This window comes from Peptoniphilus sp. SGI.035, from assembly GCF_050315115.1.
Lineage (GTDB): Bacteria > Bacillota > Clostridia > Tissierellales > Peptoniphilaceae > Peptoniphilus_A.
Window position 1 is genome coordinate 76,873 of the sequence record NZ_JBNPOJ010000005.1, and the last position, 19,798, is coordinate 96,670.

Sequence of the window (19,798 nt, forward strand, 5' to 3'; positions counted from 1 at the left end):
ATTAATTACATTATATCAAAAAATACACCATAAAAAATTATGGTGTAAAATATTATGGTCTATTTTAATTTTATAATCTTATTTAAGATAAAAAATAGTCTTCTGTATTTATAAATTAGCTGCAATATTCATAGCAATCGTTATTACAAATGAATTAACAACATTAATAAATAAACTTCCAATTAATGGTACTAAGAAAAAAGCCTTAGGAGAATATCCATATTTTTCACTTAAAGTGTCCATGTTTGCCATGGCTGTAGGAACAGCACCAAGACCAAATCCACAATGACCAGCTGTAATTATACAAGCATCGTAGTCGCCACCCATAAACTTAAATGTTAAAAATACTCCAAATAAAACCATTAAAATGACTTGTCCAAATAGTAAAATTAACATAGGTGTAGCAAGATCAGCTAACTCCCATAACTTTAATTTCATCATACTCATAGCTAAAAAGATAGATAAAGAAATGTCCCCCATTAATTCCAGCTCGGAATGATGTATATGAAATCTGTTTTCATTATTATTGAGATTTAAAATAGCTGCAGATGCTAACATTCCTCCTACCGAAGCTGGAAAGTTAAGCCCTGATAAACTTAATATTTTTGATAGCATTGTTCCTAAGCCAATTGATATTAACATAAGATAAGCAGATTCTCTAAATCCCTTTATAGTTAGATCATTTTTCATCGTTGTTTCAAAATCTATTATATTATCTTCTTCACTTGCTGATTTAGTTTTTGACTTTTTCTCAATTAAAAATCTTCCCACAGGACCTCCTATTAACGCTCCCGCAACAAGTCCAAAGGTAGCCGCAGATAAGGTTATTGTAGTTGCCGTTTCTAAACCTAATTTTACTAGATCTGGTGCAAACGCAGCACTAGTTCCATGTCCTCCTGTCATTGGTATAGATGCTGTTGCAACTCCAACTAATGGATCTACGCCTATTATTAATGATCCAACAATACCCCAAACATTTTGTAATATAACAAGCACGCTTGATAAAATTAAAAACACAATCGCTGCTTTACCTGCTTTTTTAAGGAGAGGTATACTAGCTGTAAAACCTATGCTAGTATAGAAAATAAGCATGAAAAAATCACTTAAAGTAAAATCAAACTTTATCATAAATGTTTTTGTTATATAGCCTAAAAGAGTTATAATTGTAAAAATAATTCCACCAACAACTGGAACAGGTATACAAAACTTCTCTAATATGTAGATTCTCTTTTTAACGAATGATCCTAATAGTAACACTAAAACCGCGATTGTCGCAGTATAAAACATATTCAATTCAATTGTAAACATAAGAATCCTCCTTTACAGCTTTCATTTAGAAAGCAATTTTCCCGTCTTTTAATATTTCTACTCCATCTGCAACAACTGTAGCTCCTGTCATTATTGCATCATAATGACATGCTGCCTTTAAAGTTCCACCTAAGTTCACGCTAGTTCCAATTCCTATATGAGCTGAACCGTACACACCTTCATCTTCTAGCATTAAACCAACAAAACTGCATTTTGGATTTAAACCTATACCTAGCTCTGCTATATTATAAACGTTAGGATCATTCATAGACTTAAAATTATCTGATAACATTTTTGCTTGATAGCCACCTTTTATATCTACAATGAATCCATCAACAACTTCAAATTCAATTGGCTCTTCTAATAAACCTATTCCAATGTATGGTACACTAGCGTCTGCGACTATCTTTCCCTGCGCTGTTCCTTCTATTGGAGAAACGTTGGCTTCAATTGTCGGTGCTGTTGAAAACTCACCAGGTTCAACTATGCAATATAAAGAATTTCCTCGTCTACCTTCAGCCGAAAAAGTTAAATCTGTTCCCATTGGAGTTGTTAAATGAATTTTTTTAGAATTTGCTAGCATACTAGCAACCTTTTTACATAAAGGTGCTTGTTTTTCAAAATCACATTCCATCCCTCCGTGAATCATCATATCTTCAGTAAATTGCGTTAAAACAATTCCTCTACTTCCATTTTCAGTAGCTTTTTTCACAGCATTTGTATGTGTTATAGATTTACCTACAACAGATAAGAAAGCATCTGAAGCCTTCATCGCTTCTGCAATAATTTTTGGTGGCTCATTACTATCAAACTCTCTCGGCATCATTATAGTAATTACTGGTTCAATATCTTTTCTATAAGCAGATGCAGCTATTGTCTCGGCTATACTAATTTTGTCTGGTTCTGTAACAATTAAAAGCTTCTCTCCTTTTTTCATTTTTAAATTAACGTCAATTAATTTATCTGCTATCTTTCCCATCAAAATTTTTTTCATTAAAAATACTCCCTCTCACGTTTTATATTTTCTATTTTCTATAGAATATTTTATCTTAGTACTATTATAATTCTTTTTTCAATGCTTTACAATAATAAATTTAAAAAATAAATAAATTGTTTTAAAAAATTTCAAAATAAAAAAAGGCAAAGAAAATAAAATTCCTCGCCTTTTTTGATACAATGTATTTATAAAAACATACTTTGTCATTAAATGTGTATTTAGTTAATCTTTTTCTTGTTAATTATATAATAACATCCTTTTTTTATATGATCCTGTAAATACTTTTTAGCTTGTTCTAAATTTTTTTCTTTAAGAGCATTCAAAATATTTAAGTGTTCTTCTAAAATTTCCTTTCGTCTTATTTTATCACTAGCAGAAATATTTCTATCTCTTATTAAAACATCATTCAAGTTTCCTATCAATTTTTTTAATCGTTTATTTCCTGACTTCTCAACAATAAAATTATGCAACTTATTGCTCATATCAACATTGCTATCAATATCATTAATCTTGGTATTTTCTTCTATTTCTTCAATTAAATTATCAATTTCATCTTCAGAAATATTAGGCATTGCTAGCTCTAAAGCTAACTTTTCTAAAGCTTGCCTGCATTCATACACTTCAATTAATTCCTTTTCAGAAAATTCCTTGACATAAACCCCTTTGTATGGAATAACCTCTAAAAATCCTTCTGTAGCCAATCTTCTAAAAGTTTCTCTTACGGGAGTTGCACTCACTCCTAAAGCTTCTGCAATATCCGTCTCATTTAACTTCTGCCCAACTTCAAAAATGTTATCTAAGAGCATTTGTTTTAATGATTCATAAACTTGCTGGTTTAGAGTTTTTTTATTCTTAATTTTATAATTTTTAACTTCACTTTTTTCCATAATGTCATATCTCCATATAATTATTAATATTATTTATCTAATAATCATTATTATAACAAATAATATAATGTATTTTAATTACATGCATTATATTCCCTATTTAAGAATTGCTGTTTGGAATATAAACTTCCACTGCTTCCTTTAAAATTTTTATATCAACTGGTAAACTAGGTCCTCTATCCCCATCTATATCCATTATAACCTCTTCTGTACCCAAAGATGAAATTTTTGCTTCCCTTATTGTATAATGGAGAACATTATCCCCTTCTTCAACTTCTCCAGCAATTGAATCCTTTAAAACCTCAAGTCTGTCTTTTATAGAATCACTTGTCAAAATAAATAAATCAGCATTTCCGTTATCTCTTTTTTTATTTTTATTTGTAAATTCTAATTTCCCTATTTTATTTGAAAGGGCAACTATTAAGTGATCCACTGGGCCGCTATAATTCCCGCCCTTAGATTTTACTTCTAGATTATATTCTTCAGATGAAGTTAATTTTTCTATGGATTTTTTTATATACGCAAAGCCTCCAAATTTTGATTTTTCCTCTGAAGATACTTCGTGAATTGCTTCTGGAACTGCGCCAATAGATGCAAATAAGCTAAAAACTTTGTCATTTGCCTTTCCTAAATCTATCTTTTTTGTCTTTTTAAAATCAAAGGACAATAGTGCCTTTACTTTATCTTCTGGAATTTCTAATTTTTTTGCCAATAAATTTCCCGTACCTCCTGGCAAAATTAAAAGTTTTGCCCTTGAAGAAATTTTATTCATTCCCATTAAAACTTCATTTACAGTTCCATCGCCACCATATACTCCAATGGCGTCAACATTTTTCACTTCTTCGACAAAATTTGTGCCATCGCCAGCTTTCTTTGTTTCTTTTAAAATTATTTCATCAAAGTACTTTTTAAGTTCTTCATTGATTTTTCCAATAAATTCTTTTCCACTTTCATCGCCTGAACTGGGATTATAAATAAATAAAATTTTCATATTTCTCCTAACTTAATTAATATACAATCATTCCACCATTTGGCGAAATTATTTGACCCGTCATGTAAGAATTTTTGTCCGAAATTATAAATGCCACTAGCTCGGCAATTTCTTCTGTGGTTGCAAGTCTGCCCATAGGTATATCTTCTGATAAAATACATAAATTTTCTTCTCCAATTTTATTTGTCATTGGTGTGTCAACAGCTCCTGGAGCAATGGCGTTTACTGTTATGCCCGAGTATCCCAACTCCTGTGCCAATGCCTTAGTAAGTGCATTTATGGCACCCTTAGTCGCCGAATAATGACTTTCCATAGAGCCTCCAACTATGCCCCAGATGGAAGACATATTTAAAATTTTTCCAGAATGTCTTTCTAACATATAGGGTAGAGCTGCGTGAATAGCATTGTAAACTCCCTTTACATTTACATCAAATATTTCATCCCAAGTTTTTTCATCAATGTCTTGGAAAAGGGCATAGCTAGAAATCCCAGCATTGTTTATCAATATGTCTACTCCTTTAAATCTCTTTGAAACTTCATTAAACATTTTTTCAACTTCAGCAAATTTTGTAACATCTGCCTTTATTGCTAGGGCATCCTTGCCCATTTCTCTAATTTCTTTTTCTAATTTTTTTGCTTCATCTTCAGACTTATTGTAATTAATTATTATTCTGTATTCTTCTTTTGCAAGCCTCTTTGCAATATCTCGTCCTATTCCCCTTGAGGATCCAGTTATAAGTACAGTTTTCATCTCACACCAACCTTTAAGTAAATTATACACAATATTTTGTCATTATTATAATAGATATTATTACATAAAAATCTTTAACGCAAAAAAAGCTACACCCTTGGGCATAGCTTTTTTTAGGTAAATATGCTATTTAATTATAATTCTATTCTCGCTTCTTCCTCAAAGTTTTCTTCTGGAATAGGTTTCTTTACAATGTGTTTGTAGTAAATTTTTTCAACTGCCATAGAAATAGCATTGTCGCCAGTTACATTGGCTGCTGTACCAAAAGAGTCTTGAGTTAAATATAGTGAAATTAAGATTGTAGCAAGTGTGCCTGATGAATCAATTCCAACTACTGGTAAGAATGGAAGGGCACTCATTACTGCTCCTCCTGGTGCTCCTGGTGCTGCTACCATTGCAACTCCTAGGATACCAATAAATTTAATAATTAGTCCAAAAGAGTGGTCCATATTAAACATTGTAAGCAATGTAAATACACAAGCTGTTAAAGTAATCATAGATCCAGCTAAGTGAACTGTTGCACATAGAGGGATACAGAATTCTCTAATTTGTCTTGTTACTCCCATTTTTCTGTTACAAGCAACATTAACAGGGATAGTAGCAGCTGAAGATTGAGTTCCTACTGCTGTTAAATATGCTGGTACTGCAGCTCTTAAACATTTTACAGGGTTTCTTCCAGTGTACCCTCCTGCTGCTGTAAATAGAATAACCATGTATAGCAAGTGCAAAATAATAATACATAGGAATATCTTCCAGAATATACCAAGAATTGCAAATACTGAACCTGAATATGATAAGTTACAGAAGTTACCAAAGATAAAGAATGGAAGTAGAGGAATTACAAATCTTGCTAATACTAAATTTATAATTTCGTTGAATTCGTTAATTCCTTTGTAGAATATTTCTCCCTTGCCCTTTGTTCTTAATGCTGAAACTGTAAGTCCTAACATAAATGCAAGTACAAGTGCTGCAGTTACATCAATGAAAGCTCCTAGTGGAATTTCAAAGAATGGTTTAATTTCATTTGCTGTTGCTTTTTGAACTTGTTCTGCAAGTTCTGGTTTAATAAAACTTGGGAATATGTTTCTTGCCATTGTATAAGATAGTGAACCTGCTATAAGTGTTGATATATAAGAAAGTCCAACTGTTACTCCCAAAAGTTTTCCAGCACCTTCTGATAAGTCTGCAATACCCTTAGAAACAAAGGCAATGATCATCAATGGAATGATGAAATTTAAAAATGCTCCAAATAATCCAGAGATTGTGATTGCAATTTTAGTTACCCATGCTGGCAAATATTGACCAACAAGAATACCTAGTGCAATAGCTATTATAAGTCTAGGAATTAGACCTATTTTTTTCTTTTTTTCTGTCATTTTAATCCTCCTTAATATTCAAAAACTTGGCCCTAATACATTGCCCAGTTTTTGTACCTGCTAGTCCGCCAAGACCAGTCTCCCTAATTGATTCATGTAGTAGATGCCCTACTTCGCCCATTGCTTGACAAACTTCGTCAAAAGGTACAATAGATTTTATACCTGCAAGAGCCATATCAGCTGATATAAAAGAATTTATAACACCTGAGGCATTTCTAAAAGTACATGGATACTCTACTAGTCCTGCAATTGGATCACAGGCGAGCCCCATTACATTAATAAGTGTAATGCTGGCTGCATTTAGTGCTTCTTCAACGCTTCCGCCAAGCATTTCTACTAGTGCAGCTGCTGCCATTGCACTGGCAGAACCGCATTCAGCTTGGCATCCACCTTCAGCACCGGCGAATGTAGCATATTTACCAATAATTTGCCCTATTCCTATTGATGTCAAGAGTCCATTTATTAAAATATCATCATCTAGACCATATTTTTCTCTTGCCGCCATTAAGGCTGCTGGCATAATACCAGAACTTCCAGCAGTTGGCGCTGCTGCAATAATCCCCATATTTGCATTGGTCTCAGATGTGGAAAAGGCCATAGCCATAGTCCTAACTAGAAATTTACTAGTTAAAGGATCTTTTTCTTTTTGATAGTCCTCCATTTTTTTTGCAAAACCATCTATCATTTTATACTCTGTTTCATAAACCTTATCTAAAGTTTCATGAGATGAAGATTTCATAACTTCTAAAATTTCTTTTAGTTTGCTTTTCATATCCTCTTCAGACATTCTAAGATTCTTTGTTTCAGACTTTAATACTAAGTCATAAAAGTGAAGATCTTCACTTTTACAAACTTCTATAATTTCCTTAGCAGTATTTAACATTTAAACCTCCACATATTTTGATGTTAAATATCTGGAATTATTTAACAATTTATTTTTTAGATTTTCGTTAGCGTTTTCGTCTAACTCAACAGTTAAAGTAACAATATCAGTTAGCTCGTCCTTAATGGTGTTAATAGATTCAATATTGTAATTATCGTCAGCTAATGCCGTTGAAACTTCAGCTATAACACCCTTTTGCTCATTGTATTGGAATAAAAATGTTGGGAATTTTCCATCAAACTCAACTTTTATTCCATTTATGTCAACAATGATCATGTTCCCTCCGCCAATTGAGGAGCCGATTACATATTCGCTACTTCCATCTTTATAATTAAATTTAATTTTAACAGTATTAGGGTGATATTCTTCTCCTAAATTTGTAGGAATAAAAGTGTACTTAATTCCTCTTTCATCTGCTATTTCATAAGCATTTCTAATAGAACTATCATAAGTTTTAAAACCCATTATTCCACCTAAGAGGGCCCTATCAGTGCCATGTCCCTTATATGTATATGCAAAAGAACCGTGTAAATAAAATTCTACGTTTTCATAACCTTCTGGGCAGATTTTTGCTGCAACTCTCGCTATCTTGCAAGCGCCTGCAGTGTGCGATGAAGATGGACCAACCATTATAGGTCCAAGTATTTCAAAGGAACTATATTCTTTCATTAACTTACCTCCCTTATTAGTATATTTTAGCATAAAGTAATCCTATTGTGAAATAAATTTATTCTTTATCCTTCCACAAACCAACAAATTAACTTGATTATAGCCTGTTGTAAATATATTTTTTCTATATATAAAATTGATAATATAGTTTAATCTATTACAGCACTGATAAATATTGTAATTATCTTAATTTATTCTTGCAAGTATTTTATAAATACTATAATATTAAATTGAGGATATTGTTTTCATTAATAAGGAGGAATATATGGTTGAGAAAAAGAAAAAAGTTAGAGACCAAAATGACGTCGGTGGTTTTTTAAAGGGTGTTGAAAGAATTGGCAATAAATTACCTCACCCTGCGATGATTTTTGCAATACTCAGTGTAATCGTAATCATAGTATCATATTTTGCAGCTAAATCGGGCATGAGTGTTACATATTTCGATGCAAAAGCTAAGGAAGAAGTAACTAAAGAAGCTGTTTCCCTACTTAACTGGGAAGGACTTGCTTACATCTTTAACTCTGCAACAGAAAACTTTACAGGATTTGCTCCCTTGGGAACAGTTCTTGTAGCTATGCTTGGTGTTGGAGTCGCTGAAAATAGTGGACTTTTTGATGCTACATTAAAAAGACTTCTATCAAATGTAAACCCTACACTTTTAACTGCAACAGTAGTATTTGCCGGCGTTATGTCAAATATTGCATCTGACGCTGGATACTTAGTAGTAGTTCCACTAGGAGCTCTTATCTTTGCAAATGCTGGTCGCCATCCACTTGCTGGTATTGCCGCAGCCTTTGCAGGCGTAAGTGGCGGTTTCTCTGCAAACTTAATGCTTGGCACAACAGATCCACTTCTCACAAATATTACTAACGAAGCACTAAAGGCTGGAGGAATTGATTTAACACTTGCAGCTACTTGTAACTGGTACTTCCTATTTGTATCTACTTTCTTAATTACAATTATAGGAACTATTGTAACTAATAAGATTGTCGAAAAGAACTTAGGAGAATATAAGGGATCTTATAAGGCAGACTCAACACCTATTACAGACCTAGAAAGAAAGGGTCTTAGAAATGCCCTTATAGCTTTTATAATATTTGTAATAGTTATGGCATTTTTAATGTTCCCGGCTAATGCACCTTTTAGAACTTTCGAAGAAAGTAAAAATGCAATGACACTTAAATTCTTCTTAGGTCACGGACTTATTCCTGGAATGTTGCTACTATTTATGATTCCTGGAATTGCCTATGGCAAAACTGTTGGCACTATAAAAACTTCACATGACCTTGTTGAGGCAATGACAAAGGCAATGAAAGGCATGGGCGGATACCTTGTTCTTGCATTCTTTGCAGCACAATTTGTATCTTATTTTAACGAAACAAACTTAGGTCTAATCCTTGCAAAAAACGGAGCGGACTTCCTAGAATCGATTAAATTAAAGGGACTTCCACTTTTAATTATGTTTATCTTGCTTTCAGCTTTTCTAAATTTATTTATGGGATCAGCCTCAGCAAAATGGGCAATTATGGCTCCAATTTTTGTGCCAATGATGTACAACCTTGGACTATCACCTGCCCTTACACAAGTTGCATATAGAATTGGCGACTCTTCAACAAATATAATTACACCACTTATGTCTTACTTTGCAATGATAGTTGTATTCATGCAAAAATACGACGAAGACTCCGGGCTTGGAACTCTTACATCAATGATGCTTCCATATTCAATGTGTTTCCTAGTAGGTTGGACAGCACTAATGATTGTATGGTATCTGTTGGGACTTCCTGTTGGCCCAGAAGCACCACTTCATGTACAAGACATGGTGTCAATGTTATTTATCTAAAATAAAATATCCTCAAAAATAACCCGATGGAAAATCCATCGGGATTTTTATTGTATTTGCAAAATATTTCACGTAAATTCTAATTATTTTTTAATAATTGTAATTTATCTAGGAAGTCTTTATAAATATTTTTAAAATCCTAATAACTTGCGTAATTTTGATACTATCAACCCACGCCAAAATCTGTTATTTCAAATAAAATATCTACACGAGGATCATCCTCAAGGTATCTATATTTTTCTACAAACCATTTTACAAGTTCTTCATCTCTTTTTATTTCAGTTGAATTATTCATAAAAATATTCACAGTTGCATGGGAGAAATTTTTTATGATTTCCATATCTCTATCTATCATTTCCTTTGTCTGACCCTTTATTCCCACCATTACACAGGGAGAGTCAAAGTATTTTTGCACCTCTTTATAATCTTTAAAATTCGCACCCTTTTTTAAGACTCCTTCTCTAAAGTCATTGTCAAAAGTTTCTACGCCAATTTTAAATGTAATTGGCACCCTAAAAAAGTTTCTGATTTCATCAAGTCTATTTCTATAAATCCAGTGAGCTTCAAAAAATAATCTTTTAATATTTTTTTCTTCTACAACTTTTTTTATTTCCCTTAAAGTATTTTCTGTGAGTTCAAAAATCGATGCAGAGTCAATAACTTCTAGTACACCAAATTCGCCACTTACATTTTTTAAAACCTCAAAATTTATCTCATCAATTCTTTTATCATCTCTATCATTGTCCTCAATATAATCGCAAAAAGCACACCTTCCCCATTTACATGGTCTTGCCTTTAAAAGAACAATTTCTCTTTTAGTCTTATTTGTAATTTTTGAATATCTATTGATAAAATCATCTCCCAATAACAAAGTCTTTTTCCAATAGTATTTTAACATATTATAGATGCCCTATGTCTATGTTGACACCTAGTGGACTTTTCTTTATACTAAAATTTGCAAAAGATGTTAAATATGTAAAAATTAATTAAAGAATCATATTTTCTTAAAAAATAAAAATTTTAATATGATTATAGTATAAGTAAAAAGTTTTTAATATAATTGTGAGGAAGTATATGTCAGTAAAAATAATTGTAGGATCAACTTGCGACGTCGAAGAAAATATTAAGAAAGATTTAATTGTTGTTCCCCTTCACGTAACCTTTGGAGAAGAAGATTTTTTAGATTCAGTTGATATTACAAAGGACGAATTTTATGAAAGGCTTGAAAGGAAAAAAGAATTTCCTAAGACAAGTCAACCAACACCAATGGCTTTTATGGACGCCTACAAAAAAGTCATCGATAATGGCGACGAAGCAGTAGTAATAGTTATCTCTTCAAAATTATCGGGAACTTATCAAAGTGCAAAACTAGCCGCCAATGGACTAAGCGATAAAATTTTCATTGTGGATTCACTCAATGTTTCCATTGCAGAAGGCGCTCTTGTGGATTTTGCAATTAGACTTGTAAAAGAAGGAAAATCTGCAAAAGAAATTGCCGAAATTTTAGAAGAAGCAAAGAAGAAATTAAGACTCGTTGTCCTAGTTGACACTTTAGAATACCTTGAAAGAGGCGGAAGAATCTCAAAGACATCTGCTTTTATAGGAGGCCTTTTCTCGATAAAAGTCCTGCTTTCCATAGAAGAAGGAGCAATTGCAACTGTGGGCAAGGCAAAGGGGGTTAAAAATGCCAACAACTTATTTATTAGTGAAATAGAAAAAAATGGCTCAATTGACTTTTCCATGCCTCTTAAACTGGGCTATACTGGCAGAGAAAGCAACAAAATCGAAAAGTATTTAAGAGAAGTGAAAAATCTCTGGGAGGACAAAATTCATTCCCCAGAATTTATCCAAGTTGGAAGTGTAGTTGGAACCCACGCAGGTCCTGGCGCACTCTTTTTAGCCTACTTTAGAAATTAATCCCTTTAAAACTTCCATATATATTTGTCAAAATATAATTTTTTCATTTTAAGTTATTTATTAATTGTAAAAATTTTTATGAGGTGAATATATGAAGGAAAAGAAAATAATTGTAGATGGGATTAACTTTTATTACGATGACTTAGTGATAAATGATGATGTAATGGAAAATATTAAAGATTTCTTAGAGGACTTAGAAGATAGCCACGACAAAGTTTACAATAGCTTTTACATCTATGAAGATATGGGCAATATAATTATTTACTAAAGCTAGATATTTCTAGCTTTTTTAATTGTCAAAATCTCCAACTGAAATTTTAATTTTCCCCAAATTTAGATTTCTTTATCAAATTATAATTCTGTGGTAAAATGAAGGAGACAGGAGTTGATTTATTGGAAAAAGAAACTGATTTTAAGGGACTCTTTAGACTTTTTACAAGGTCTATAATTATTTCCATGATTGGAATGATTTTTCCCTTTTTTTATATTTTATTTCCTTCTATGTATGTAGTTGAATCTGTAAAAGAAGGAATTTTAAAAGTAATGGCAACTTTAATTGCAGTTGTCCTTTTAATCGCCGCCCTACTTGGTCCCATGGATGCACTAATTATTTTTACAGTTTTTGGACCTTTCATCTTGATATTTCACTATATGATTAGCACCAATAGATCTGTTTCCATGACGATTATTGCGACATCTCTTATATTTTTCATATCAATAATGGTATTATTTTTTGCCTTTGGCTTAAATAGCCATGTGCTAAATTCAAGGGATACTATTAATGCAATTACAAGTTTTTATACAAATATTGCAAAGGAAGCTGGACTTTCTCAAGGCGATTTGTCTAATTTTACTCAAGGTGCCGAAATTTATTACAAGAAATTTTTGCAAATTCTTCCATCAGTTTTAATTATTATATCCTTGGTTACTTCCTATGTAACTTACACAACAGCTGGAAGAACACTGCTCTCAAAGGGGAAATTTATATTGCAACCTTCCTCTCTTGAATTTTTAAAATTTCCAAAAGAAATTATTATGCTATCAATTGCCACAGTTGCAATACTTTCTTTGGCTGGCGAATATTTTGGATCAAGCGCTCAGATTTTTACATTAAATTTAATGAACTTAGTTTACTTCATGCTCTTTATAGCAGGTATAAGTGTAGTTAAATTTTTTATGACGAAGTTTGGTTTTAAAAGTTTTTTACAATATCTATTAATTGGTCTATGCCTTACTATTTCTTCACTCCAAATATTTGTGATGATAATTGGTGCAATTGACCAAATTGTTAACTTTAGAAAAATTAATTAAGTGAGAATAATATGAAAAATAATTATAAAATTAGCGATTTTCTCCCCTATCTTGTCTTTGGAATTGCCCTAGTTATTATTTTAATAATCCTAAATCCATTAATTGGTTTTATTTCAATTTTGGGTTTTGCTTATATTTTTTATATAACTTATAACAAGATCAATAATAAGAATGCCGAGACTATCAAACACATTGAAAACTTAAATGAACAATTTGATTCTTTAACTAAAGAAGCAATTTTTGACATGCCCTTTCCCCTTGTAATTACTGATGAAAAGGCAAAAATCTTGTGGTACAACACTCCCTTTATAAATTTATTTAAGGAAAAGACTTTAATCGATGGCGACCTTGAAAATTTAGTTAAGGATATTGACATCTCAAATATAATAAATAGAAGTGGTGCAAATACACTTCCCATTGAGATTAACAAGAGCTTTTTTAATGTCTACACAAATATTTGTGAAAATAAATCTAAATCCGCTGACAGCAAATCTGTGCTACTTTATTTTGTAGACAACACCGCCTACAAAAATTTAAAGGACAAATACACAGAAGAATATCCAATTATTGCAAAAGTAGAAGTAGACAACTTCTCAGAAGCAATAAGCAGTGCTCCTTCAGAGATTAGACCTCTTTTAATTGCAGACATTGACTCAACTATCTCTCAATATTTTGAAGAATACGATGCTTTAGTTAAAAAAGCTGACGAAGACTTATATTTAGTTGTCATGAATTATAAATCTTTAAATTCCCTTAAAAAAAAGAGATTTGACATACTCGATGATTTAAGAGATTTAAATAAGGGCAACTCAATTCCCATTACTTTATCTATTGGAGTTTCTTCCTTTGGGCTTAACTTTAAAGAGGCCTATATGGAAGCTGACTCATCTCTTGACCTTGCACTAGGTCGTGGCGGCGACCAAGCCGTTGTAAAAGTCGACGACAATTATGCCTTCTTTGGCGGAAAGTCAAAAGCTGTTGAAAAGAGAAATAAAGTTAAGGCAAGAGTTATTGGCGAAGCTTTAAAACAATTAATCGACAGATCTGAAAATGTCTACATTATGGGACATCAAAACCCAGATATGGACGCAATTGGTGCGGCTATTGGTTGTCTGCGTGCAACTTTAAATAGAAATAAAGAAGGCTATATAGTCCTTGAAAAATCCAATCCATCCATCGACAATTTAATCGACAGGATGAAGGAAGAGGAGCCAGAACTTTACAAAAAAGTCATATCAAGAGAAACGGCAATGAACACCATTAAGCACTCCTCTCTAATAATTTTAGTGGACAATCACAAGCCATCCTTTACTGAATATCCAGACCTCTTGAAGGAAACTAGCCAAATAGTAGTAATAGATCACCACAGAAGAGGCAAGGAATTTGTAGAAAATCCAGTCCTAGCTTATGTAGAACCCTATGCATCCTCAACTTGCGAACTTATAACGGAAATGTTGACTTATATGTCTGACGACTTGAACTTAACTCATTTCGAGGCAGATGCCCTCATGAGTGGTATAGTTGTCGACACAAAAAACTTCTCTTTCCAAACTGGCGTAAGAACCTTTGAGGCTGCTTCAGTTTTAAAAAGAGCTGGCGCAAATATGTTAAAGGTAAAGGCACTTTTCCAAGACGATTTAGACACTATGCTTTACAGAGCAGATGTAGTTCACAACACAAAAGTCATCCACGGAAATATTGCCGTATCGAGATTTGACAAAGAGGCAAAAAATTCTGTATTAGTTGCAGCACAGGCTGCCGATGCCCTTCTCGACATAAATGGCATTGACGCATCCTTTGTGCTTACAATTAATAATGGCAAAACTCATATTTCAGGCAGATCCCGTGGAGAAGTAGTTTCAGTTCAATTAATTCTTGAAAAAATAGGCGGTGGCGGCCACTTAAATATGGCTGGTGCACAAATTGATACACAAGATTTAGACAAAGCAGAAAAGATTTTAATAGAAGCCATAGAAGAATATTTAGAAGAAAATAGAAGCGAGGAATAACATGAAAATAATTTTATTAAAAGACGACAAAAATTTAGGACCAAAGGGAAGCATAGTTAACGCAAAAACTGGCTATGCTAGAAACTTTTTAATCCCAAGAGGAATTGCTATTGAAGCTACTCCCGAAAACTTAGAAATTTGGAAGAAAAATAAAATCGAAGAAGAAAAATTAGAAAAGGAAAATCGAGCAAAGGCCAATGAAATTAAGAAAAAACTCGAACAATTAACCCTTACTATTAAGGCAAAAGCTGGAGAAGGTGGAAGACTTTTTGGTGCAATAACTTCTAGCGACATTGCAAAAAATTTAAAGAGCGAATATAAAATTGAAGTGGACAAGAAAAAAATCGACTTGTCCGAAAATATTAAAGAAGCTGGAATGAAAAACATCGACATAAAATTATATCCCGATGTAATTGCAACTTTAAAGGTAAATGTTAGACCGGAATCTTGATCGATATGGATGTAAATGGAGAAAACTTAAATTCTGTTGAAAATTTAAAAATGCCTCCCCACAATCTTGAAGCAGAGGAATCGGCGCTAGGTTCTATGATGCTTTCAAAAGAAGCAATAACTGCATCTATTGAAATTTTAAAAACAGAGGATTTTTATCAAGATGCCCATAGAAAAATTTATGACGCAATTTTAAATATCTACAACAGAAATGAACCTGCAGATGTAATAACTATTGCAGAAGAATTGAAAAAAACTGAATCCCTAGAAGAAGTTGGAGGTATAACATATCTCGCCGACTTGTCTTCAAATGTAACAGCTGTTTCAAATATTAGATCCTACTGTGAAATTATTAAGGAAAAGGGCGTTTTGAGAGAACTAATAAATGCCTCCGATAAAATTATTTCTGCCGCTTATTCATCTGATGCAAGGGCAGACCTTATTATCGAACTTGCAGAAAAATCTGTCTTTGAAATAACTCAAGACTCAACAAAAAATGGTCTAGTGAATATTAAAAATATTGCCCTAGATTCCTTCGCTGAATTGGAAATGAAGGCACAAAATCCAAATGCCCTCACTGGACTTACAACTGGTTTTATAGACCTTGATAGAAAAATTTCTGGACTTCAAAAGTCTGATTTAATATTACTTGCGGCGAGACCTTCCATGGGTAAAACTGCCCTTATGGTAAATATCGCAACTAATGCAGCATTAAGAGGCGGTGCATCAGTTGCCATTTTTTCCCTTGAAATGAGCAAGAACCAACTTTTCCAAAGGATTATTTCTTCAAATGCCCATGTAGACCTTCAAAAAGTTATTAGCGGAAACTTAAATGAAGAAGAGTGGACAAAAATAATTAACACAATGCCAATTATATCCAATCTAAAAATGGAAATTGACGACACTGCCGGCATCTCTCCTCTGGAACTAAAGGCAAAGTGTAGAAGAATGAAAATAGAAAAGGGACTGGACTTAATAGTAATCGACTACTTGCAACTTATGCAGATGAATTCTAGAGCTGAATCAAGGCAACAAGAAATTTCTGCAATATCGAGAAACTTAAAGGCAATTGCAAAGGAACTTGAAGTTCCCGTTATTGCCCTATCACAACTTTCTCGTGCACCTGAACTAAGAACAGATCACAGACCAATTTTATCTGACCTTCGTGAATCTGGTGCCATTGAACAAGATGCAGACATAGTAATGTTTTTGTATAGAGATGAATACTACACAAAGGAAGAATCTGAAAAGCCAAATATTGGCGAAGTAATCATTGCAAAACACAGAAACGGCCCTACGGGAACTGTTGAGTTGATGTTTAAAAAGGAATTTACAAAATTTTTAAATTTACAAAGAAATTAATAATAAGGCTCTTGTCATTGACGAGGGCCTTATTTATCTTTTCTCAATCAAATGTTATAATAGCTTTGTCAAAAAATGGAGGTAAATATGATTTCAGACATAATAAAAGTAATAGTCCTTGGACTCATCGAAGGGCTGACAGAATTTTTACCTGTTTCATCAACAGGTCATCTTATAATCGCAGATAGCTTTATAAAACTTGAGCCAAAGTCCTTTTCCAATGCCTTTAGCGTAATTATACAACTGGGTGCAATATTAGCAGTAGTATATCTCTACTTCTACGATATAAATCCAATTGCAAGGGGAAAACTTGTACCAGTAATTGGTGAAGAAAAATATGAAAGCTTATCCTTCAAGGAAAAATTTAAGTATAGAGATCTTGAAACAATGCGACTAATTGCAAAAATAATCATTGGATTTTTGCCCGCAGCTTTTTTTGGGTTTTTATTAGACGATTTTATCGACTCACATCTTTTTAATCCAATTACAGTTGCAATTGCACTTATTGTCTATGGATTTATAATTATTTTTATGGAAAAAAATAATAAAAACAAGGAATTTAAATACAAAAGTTTAAATGACATTGGGCTTAAAACCGCATTACTAATTGGCTTTTTCCAATGCCTTGCCATGGTTCCCGGCACATCTCGTTCTGCCGCAACAATTATTGGCGCAATGCTACTGGGTTGTTCAAGGACAAGCTCCGCAAAATTTTCCTTCTACCTTGCAGTGCCAACTATGCTTGGCGCAACTGCCCTTAAAATTTTAAAAATCGGATTTTCCTTCACCCCTTGGCAATGGTTTTTGATAATCCTTGGCGGACTTATTTCTTATATAGTTGCCCTTGTAGTAATTAAAAAATTCCTTGGCTATGTTCGTGAACACGACTTTATTCCCTTTGGCTATTATAGAATAGTCCTTGGAATAGTAGTTTTATGCCTTGGCTTTTTTAACATTATATAATTTGAGGTTATTATGAAAGATTTTAATGTTGGAATAATTCAGTTGCCTGCCACTGGCGACAAAGAAAAAAACTTAAAGACAATGGAAGAATATATATCTTGCGCAAAAAATAAAGGTGCCGATGTAATATGCCTTCCAGAGATGTGGAACTGCCCCTACCAAAATTCTTACTTCACAAAATTTGCCGAAGAAGATTTTGGAAAGACTTACAAAAAAATGAGTGAAGTGGCAAGGAAAAATAAAGTCTATTTAATTGGAGGCTCAATCCCCATTAAATCTGGCGAAAAAATTTACAATAGATCCTATGTCTTCGACAAAGAGGGCAAGGAAATTTACAGATATTCAAAGATAAATCTCTTTGACATCGAAGGCTACAGGGAGTCTGACACAATTTCTGGCGGCAAATCTCTAGGCGTTTTTGAAACAGAATATGGCATCTTTGGCCTTGCAATTTGTTTTGATTTAAGATTTCCAGAACTCTTCCAAAGTTTCCGCGATTATGGCGCAGAAGTAATTTTCGTTCCATCAACTTTTATGAAAAAGACGGGCGAAGTTCACTTCCACCTTTTAAACAGAGCTCGTGCAGTAGACACTCAATGCTATATAATTTCTCCTGCCATAGCAAGAGATGCTAAACTTTCCAAAAATGCCTACGCACATTCCCTATGCGTATCTCCAAGTGGCGAAATAATTACAGACCTTGGCGAAGAAGAAAATATGCTTGTAATTAAAATAGAAAAGGAAAAAGTAAAGAGGGAAAGAGAAAAATTCCCACTAGAAATTTCAAGAAAAAATAGAAAATTATAAGGACTACCACATCGTGATAGTCCAATTTTTTTACTCTTTTTAATTTTATTTAACTCTCTCAAATTCCCCTAGTGTAAAGATAAAAGGAATAAATTGTAGGTATGGCTATGGCAAAAATCACAACACCAAAAATTAAAGCCTCACTTTTAATAAAGGGATAGGCAAAAAAAGTTAATCCCATCATAATAAATGAAATTCCGCCAATTCTATGAGTTCTCCTCCAATTTTCGTCGCTATTTAAAGTCCAAGGTAGCTTAATTCCCATGGTGTAATTCCTCTTTACCTTTGGCATATAATTTCCAATGACAATAAATAAAACTCCAATTAATAGAGAAATAATAACGCCAGTGTTCACTTCTCTACCTAGTCCATATAAAATTGTTATTACATAGATTACAATCATCATAATGGGAAGGCTAATCTTAGTAATAGTCATGAGTAAATTGTTTTGCATCCTATTTTTCGGGTCATTGTCCAACATAAAGCAAAGGAAAATATTCATGGCAACTAAAATAAAGGGAACTCCTATCATAGCCTTAAACTTTGAACCATAAGCGTCAACTTCATTATTAAAATTCCAGTGAATTGGAAGTTCCGCTGGCATTTTACTGTAAAAAACTACATTGAAAAATATTAAAATAATAATTGACGCAATCATGGAATAAATGCTAACACTTCCAAATTTAAACTTGTTCTTCATCTTGACCTCCTTTAAACTTCACAATCCATGTCAAAATATCTTCAAAAACTGAAGTGTTTAACTCGTAATAAATAAAATTTTTCTCCTTAGTTTCGTAAATCAAATCCTGCTCTCTTAACATTTTTAAGTGGTGAGAAATTGTAGCCTTAGTTAAATCAAAATTATCGGCTATCTCCCCCGCATTCATCCTGCCATTTTTCCTAAGCATATTTAAAATTTCAAGCCTAACAGGATCAGATAAGGCTTTAAAAGTATTAGAAAACATAATTCACCCTCTTAAATATTTTGATAAATATCTAAATACTTAATTTTATTATATGAAAATTTTCATAAAAGTCAAATCTGTTTTGTTTTTTTCAAAATGCTTAAAGAACATCGCAGTGAAAACTATTTGTCAAAAAACCTTCTGCCAAATTATCATCGCCACTTCTCTCTACAATTAATTTAAAAAATTGAGTTAAATTAGTTTTTTTCACTATACTTATTACTCTTAGTGCATACTGTATTTTCAAACTATATTTCATGTGAAAAAATTCTCTTAAATACAAAATTATTTTGTATAATCTCAATTAAA

At 32.7% G+C, this 19,798-nt stretch carries 21 protein-coding genes; 9 read left to right on the forward strand and 12 right to left on the reverse strand.

Annotated features, from left to right (window positions below; all coding sequences use genetic code 11):
* Nucleotides 1–108: 108 nt before the first annotated feature.
* The 8 genes from gltS to sdaAB form a co-directional block, all read right to left on the reverse strand.
* Nucleotides 109–1,308 carry a sodium/glutamate symporter gene (gltS, locus tag ACQRC6_RS04060; RefSeq protein WP_427847858.1) on the reverse strand — a complete coding sequence of 400 codons (1,200 nt, stop codon included), beginning with the start codon at nt 1,306–1,308 and terminating at the stop codon, nt 109–111.
* A 25-nt stretch (nt 1,309–1,333) separates the two neighbouring features.
* Nucleotides 1,334–2,302 carry an aminopeptidase gene (locus ACQRC6_RS04065; RefSeq protein ID WP_427847859.1) on the reverse strand — a complete coding sequence of 323 codons (969 nt, stop codon included), beginning with the start codon at nt 2,300–2,302 and terminating at the stop codon, nt 1,334–1,336.
* Between the two features lie 221 nt (nt 2,303–2,523).
* The gene (locus tag ACQRC6_RS04070; RefSeq protein WP_427847860.1) at nt 2,524–3,192 is read right to left on the reverse strand and encodes a GntR family transcriptional regulator; all 669 of its coding nucleotides are present in this window, start codon (nt 3,190–3,192) and stop codon (nt 2,524–2,526) included.
* A gap of 100 nt (nt 3,193–3,292) precedes the next feature.
* Nucleotides 3,293–4,183, reverse strand: coding sequence for a diacylglycerol/lipid kinase family protein (locus ACQRC6_RS04075; protein ID WP_427847861.1), 891 nt, complete (start codon nt 4,181–4,183; stop codon nt 3,293–3,295).
* A 16-nt stretch (nt 4,184–4,199) separates the two neighbouring features.
* Nucleotides 4,200–4,934: an elongation factor P 5-aminopentanone reductase gene (ymfI, locus tag ACQRC6_RS04080; protein ID WP_427847862.1), complete on the reverse strand. Its 735-nt coding sequence runs from the start codon at nt 4,932–4,934 to the stop codon at nt 4,200–4,202.
* Between the two features lie 134 nt (nt 4,935–5,068).
* On the reverse strand, nt 5,069–6,310 hold the full coding sequence (locus ACQRC6_RS04085) for a dicarboxylate/amino acid:cation symporter (protein ID WP_427847863.1): 1,242 nt from the start codon (nt 6,308–6,310) through the stop codon (nt 5,069–5,071).
* A gap of 1 nt (nt 6,311) precedes the next feature.
* Nucleotides 6,312–7,193: an L-serine ammonia-lyase, iron-sulfur-dependent, subunit alpha gene (gene sdaAA, locus ACQRC6_RS04090; RefSeq protein WP_427847864.1), complete on the reverse strand. Its 882-nt coding sequence runs from the start codon at nt 7,191–7,193 to the stop codon at nt 6,312–6,314.
* Nucleotides 7,194–7,862, reverse strand: coding sequence for an L-serine ammonia-lyase, iron-sulfur-dependent subunit beta (gene sdaAB, locus ACQRC6_RS04095; RefSeq protein WP_427847865.1), 669 nt, complete (start codon nt 7,860–7,862; stop codon nt 7,194–7,196).
* A 265-nt stretch (nt 7,863–8,127) separates the two neighbouring features.
* On the opposite strand from sdaAB, the gene ACQRC6_RS04100 reads away from it, so the two are divergent.
* Nucleotides 8,128–9,705, forward strand: coding sequence for an AbgT family transporter (locus ACQRC6_RS04100; protein ID WP_427847866.1), 1,578 nt, complete (start codon nt 8,128–8,130; stop codon nt 9,703–9,705).
* A gap of 166 nt (nt 9,706–9,871) precedes the next feature.
* Here ACQRC6_RS04100 and ACQRC6_RS04105 read toward each other — a convergent pair whose 3' ends face one another.
* On the reverse strand, nt 9,872–10,555 hold the full coding sequence (locus tag ACQRC6_RS04105; protein WP_427847899.1) for a radical SAM protein: 684 nt from the start codon (nt 10,553–10,555) through the stop codon (nt 9,872–9,874).
* Between the two features lie 224 nt (nt 10,556–10,779).
* On the opposite strand from ACQRC6_RS04105, the gene ACQRC6_RS04110 reads away from it, so the two are divergent.
* From ACQRC6_RS04110 to ACQRC6_RS04145, 8 genes are all read left to right on the forward strand, one after another.
* Nucleotides 10,780–11,622 carry a DegV family protein gene (locus ACQRC6_RS04110; protein ID WP_427847867.1) on the forward strand — a complete coding sequence of 281 codons (843 nt, stop codon included), beginning with the start codon at nt 10,780–10,782 and terminating at the stop codon, nt 11,620–11,622.
* A gap of 91 nt (nt 11,623–11,713) precedes the next feature.
* Nucleotides 11,714–11,890: a hypothetical protein gene (locus ACQRC6_RS04115; RefSeq protein ID WP_427847868.1), complete on the forward strand. Its 177-nt coding sequence runs from the start codon at nt 11,714–11,716 to the stop codon at nt 11,888–11,890.
* Nucleotides 11,891–11,991: 101 nt separating this feature from the next.
* The gene (locus ACQRC6_RS04120) at nt 11,992–12,933 is read left to right on the forward strand and encodes a DUF2232 domain-containing protein (RefSeq protein ID WP_427847869.1); all 942 of its coding nucleotides are present in this window, start codon (nt 11,992–11,994) and stop codon (nt 12,931–12,933) included.
* Nucleotides 12,934–12,944: 11 nt separating this feature from the next.
* On the forward strand, nt 12,945–14,942 hold the full coding sequence (locus ACQRC6_RS04125) for a DHH family phosphoesterase (RefSeq protein WP_427847870.1): 1,998 nt from the start codon (nt 12,945–12,947) through the stop codon (nt 14,940–14,942).
* 1 nt (nt 14,943) lies between these two features.
* Complete coding sequence (gene rplI / locus ACQRC6_RS04130; RefSeq protein WP_427847871.1) at nt 14,944–15,393, forward strand: 50S ribosomal protein L9; 450 nt, start codon at nt 14,944–14,946, stop codon at nt 15,391–15,393.
* A 5-nt stretch (nt 15,394–15,398) separates the two neighbouring features.
* Nucleotides 15,399–16,754, forward strand: a complete 1,356-nt coding sequence (dnaB, locus tag ACQRC6_RS04135) for a replicative DNA helicase (protein WP_169968045.1) — start codon at nt 15,399–15,401, stop codon at nt 16,752–16,754.
* An 87-nt stretch (nt 16,755–16,841) separates the two neighbouring features.
* Nucleotides 16,842–17,717 carry an undecaprenyl-diphosphate phosphatase gene (locus ACQRC6_RS04140; RefSeq protein WP_169968047.1) on the forward strand — a complete coding sequence of 292 codons (876 nt, stop codon included), beginning with the start codon at nt 16,842–16,844 and terminating at the stop codon, nt 17,715–17,717.
* A gap of 12 nt (nt 17,718–17,729) precedes the next feature.
* Entirely contained in the window at nt 17,730–18,524 is a 795-nt protein-coding gene (locus ACQRC6_RS04145) for a carbon-nitrogen hydrolase family protein (RefSeq protein WP_427847872.1), read from the forward strand.
* Between the two features lie 58 nt (nt 18,525–18,582).
* Here the strand turns inward: ACQRC6_RS04145 and ACQRC6_RS04150 are convergent, their stop codons facing one another.
* The 3 genes from ACQRC6_RS04150 to ACQRC6_RS04160 all read right to left on the reverse strand — a co-directional run bounded on the left by ACQRC6_RS04150 (nt 18,583) and on the right by ACQRC6_RS04160 (nt 19,748).
* Complete coding sequence (locus ACQRC6_RS04150) at nt 18,583–19,224, reverse strand: SdpI family protein (RefSeq protein WP_427847873.1); 642 nt, start codon at nt 19,222–19,224, stop codon at nt 18,583–18,585.
* The gene (locus ACQRC6_RS04155; protein WP_293559305.1) at nt 19,208–19,489 is read right to left on the reverse strand and encodes an autorepressor SdpR family transcription factor; all 282 of its coding nucleotides are present in this window, start codon (nt 19,487–19,489) and stop codon (nt 19,208–19,210) included. The genes ACQRC6_RS04150 and ACQRC6_RS04155 overlap by 17 nt, the downstream gene beginning before the upstream one ends.
* Nucleotides 19,490–19,589: 100 nt before the next feature.
* Entirely contained in the window at nt 19,590–19,748 is a 159-nt protein-coding gene (locus ACQRC6_RS04160) for a hypothetical protein (RefSeq protein WP_427847874.1), read from the reverse strand.
* Nucleotides 19,749–19,798: the final 50 nt, after the last annotated feature.

Bases quoted from the DNA above. Each gene is read 5' to 3' on its own strand.
- gltS (WP_427847858.1), bottom strand. From the start codon at position 1,308: ATGTTTACAATTGAATTGAATATGTTTTATACTGCGACAATCGCGGTT.
- ACQRC6_RS04065 (WP_427847859.1), bottom strand. From the start codon at position 2,302: ATGAAAAAAATTTTGATGGGAAAGATAGCAGATAAATTAATTGACGTT.
- ACQRC6_RS04070 (WP_427847860.1), bottom strand. From the start codon at position 3,192: ATGGAAAAAAGTGAAGTTAAAAATTATAAAATTAAGAATAAAAAAACT.
- ACQRC6_RS04075 (WP_427847861.1), bottom strand. From the start codon at position 4,183: ATGAAAATTTTATTTATTTATAATCCCAGTTCAGGCGATGAAAGTGGA.
- ymfI (WP_427847862.1), bottom strand. From the start codon at position 4,934: ATGAAAACTGTACTTATAACTGGATCCTCAAGGGGAATAGGACGAGAT.
- ACQRC6_RS04085 (WP_427847863.1), bottom strand. From the start codon at position 6,310: ATGACAGAAAAAAAGAAAAAAATAGGTCTAATTCCTAGACTTATAATA.
- sdaAA (WP_427847864.1), bottom strand. From the start codon at position 7,193: ATGTTAAATACTGCTAAGGAAATTATAGAAGTTTGTAAAAGTGAAGAT.
- sdaAB (WP_427847865.1), bottom strand. From the start codon at position 7,862: ATGAAAGAATATAGTTCCTTTGAAATACTTGGACCTATAATGGTTGGT.
- ACQRC6_RS04100 (WP_427847866.1), top strand. From the start codon at position 8,128: ATGGTTGAGAAAAAGAAAAAAGTTAGAGACCAAAATGACGTCGGTGGT.
- ACQRC6_RS04110 (WP_427847867.1), top strand. From the start codon at position 10,780: ATGTCAGTAAAAATAATTGTAGGATCAACTTGCGACGTCGAAGAAAAT.
- ACQRC6_RS04115 (WP_427847868.1), top strand. From the start codon at position 11,714: ATGAAGGAAAAGAAAATAATTGTAGATGGGATTAACTTTTATTACGAT.
- ACQRC6_RS04120 (WP_427847869.1), top strand. From the start codon at position 11,992: ATGAAGGAGACAGGAGTTGATTTATTGGAAAAAGAAACTGATTTTAAG.
- ACQRC6_RS04125 (WP_427847870.1), top strand. From the start codon at position 12,945: ATGAAAAATAATTATAAAATTAGCGATTTTCTCCCCTATCTTGTCTTT.
- rplI (WP_427847871.1), top strand. From the start codon at position 14,944: ATGAAAATAATTTTATTAAAAGACGACAAAAATTTAGGACCAAAGGGA.
- dnaB (WP_169968045.1), top strand. From the start codon at position 15,399: ATGGATGTAAATGGAGAAAACTTAAATTCTGTTGAAAATTTAAAAATG.
- ACQRC6_RS04140 (WP_169968047.1), top strand. From the start codon at position 16,842: ATGATTTCAGACATAATAAAAGTAATAGTCCTTGGACTCATCGAAGGG.
- ACQRC6_RS04145 (WP_427847872.1), top strand. From the start codon at position 17,730: ATGAAAGATTTTAATGTTGGAATAATTCAGTTGCCTGCCACTGGCGAC.
- ACQRC6_RS04150 (WP_427847873.1), bottom strand. From the start codon at position 19,224: ATGAAGAACAAGTTTAAATTTGGAAGTGTTAGCATTTATTCCATGATT.
- ACQRC6_RS04155 (WP_293559305.1), bottom strand. From the start codon at position 19,489: ATGTTTTCTAATACTTTTAAAGCCTTATCTGATCCTGTTAGGCTTGAA.
- ACQRC6_RS04160 (WP_427847874.1), bottom strand. From the start codon at position 19,748: ATGAAATATAGTTTGAAAATACAGTATGCACTAAGAGTAATAAGTATA.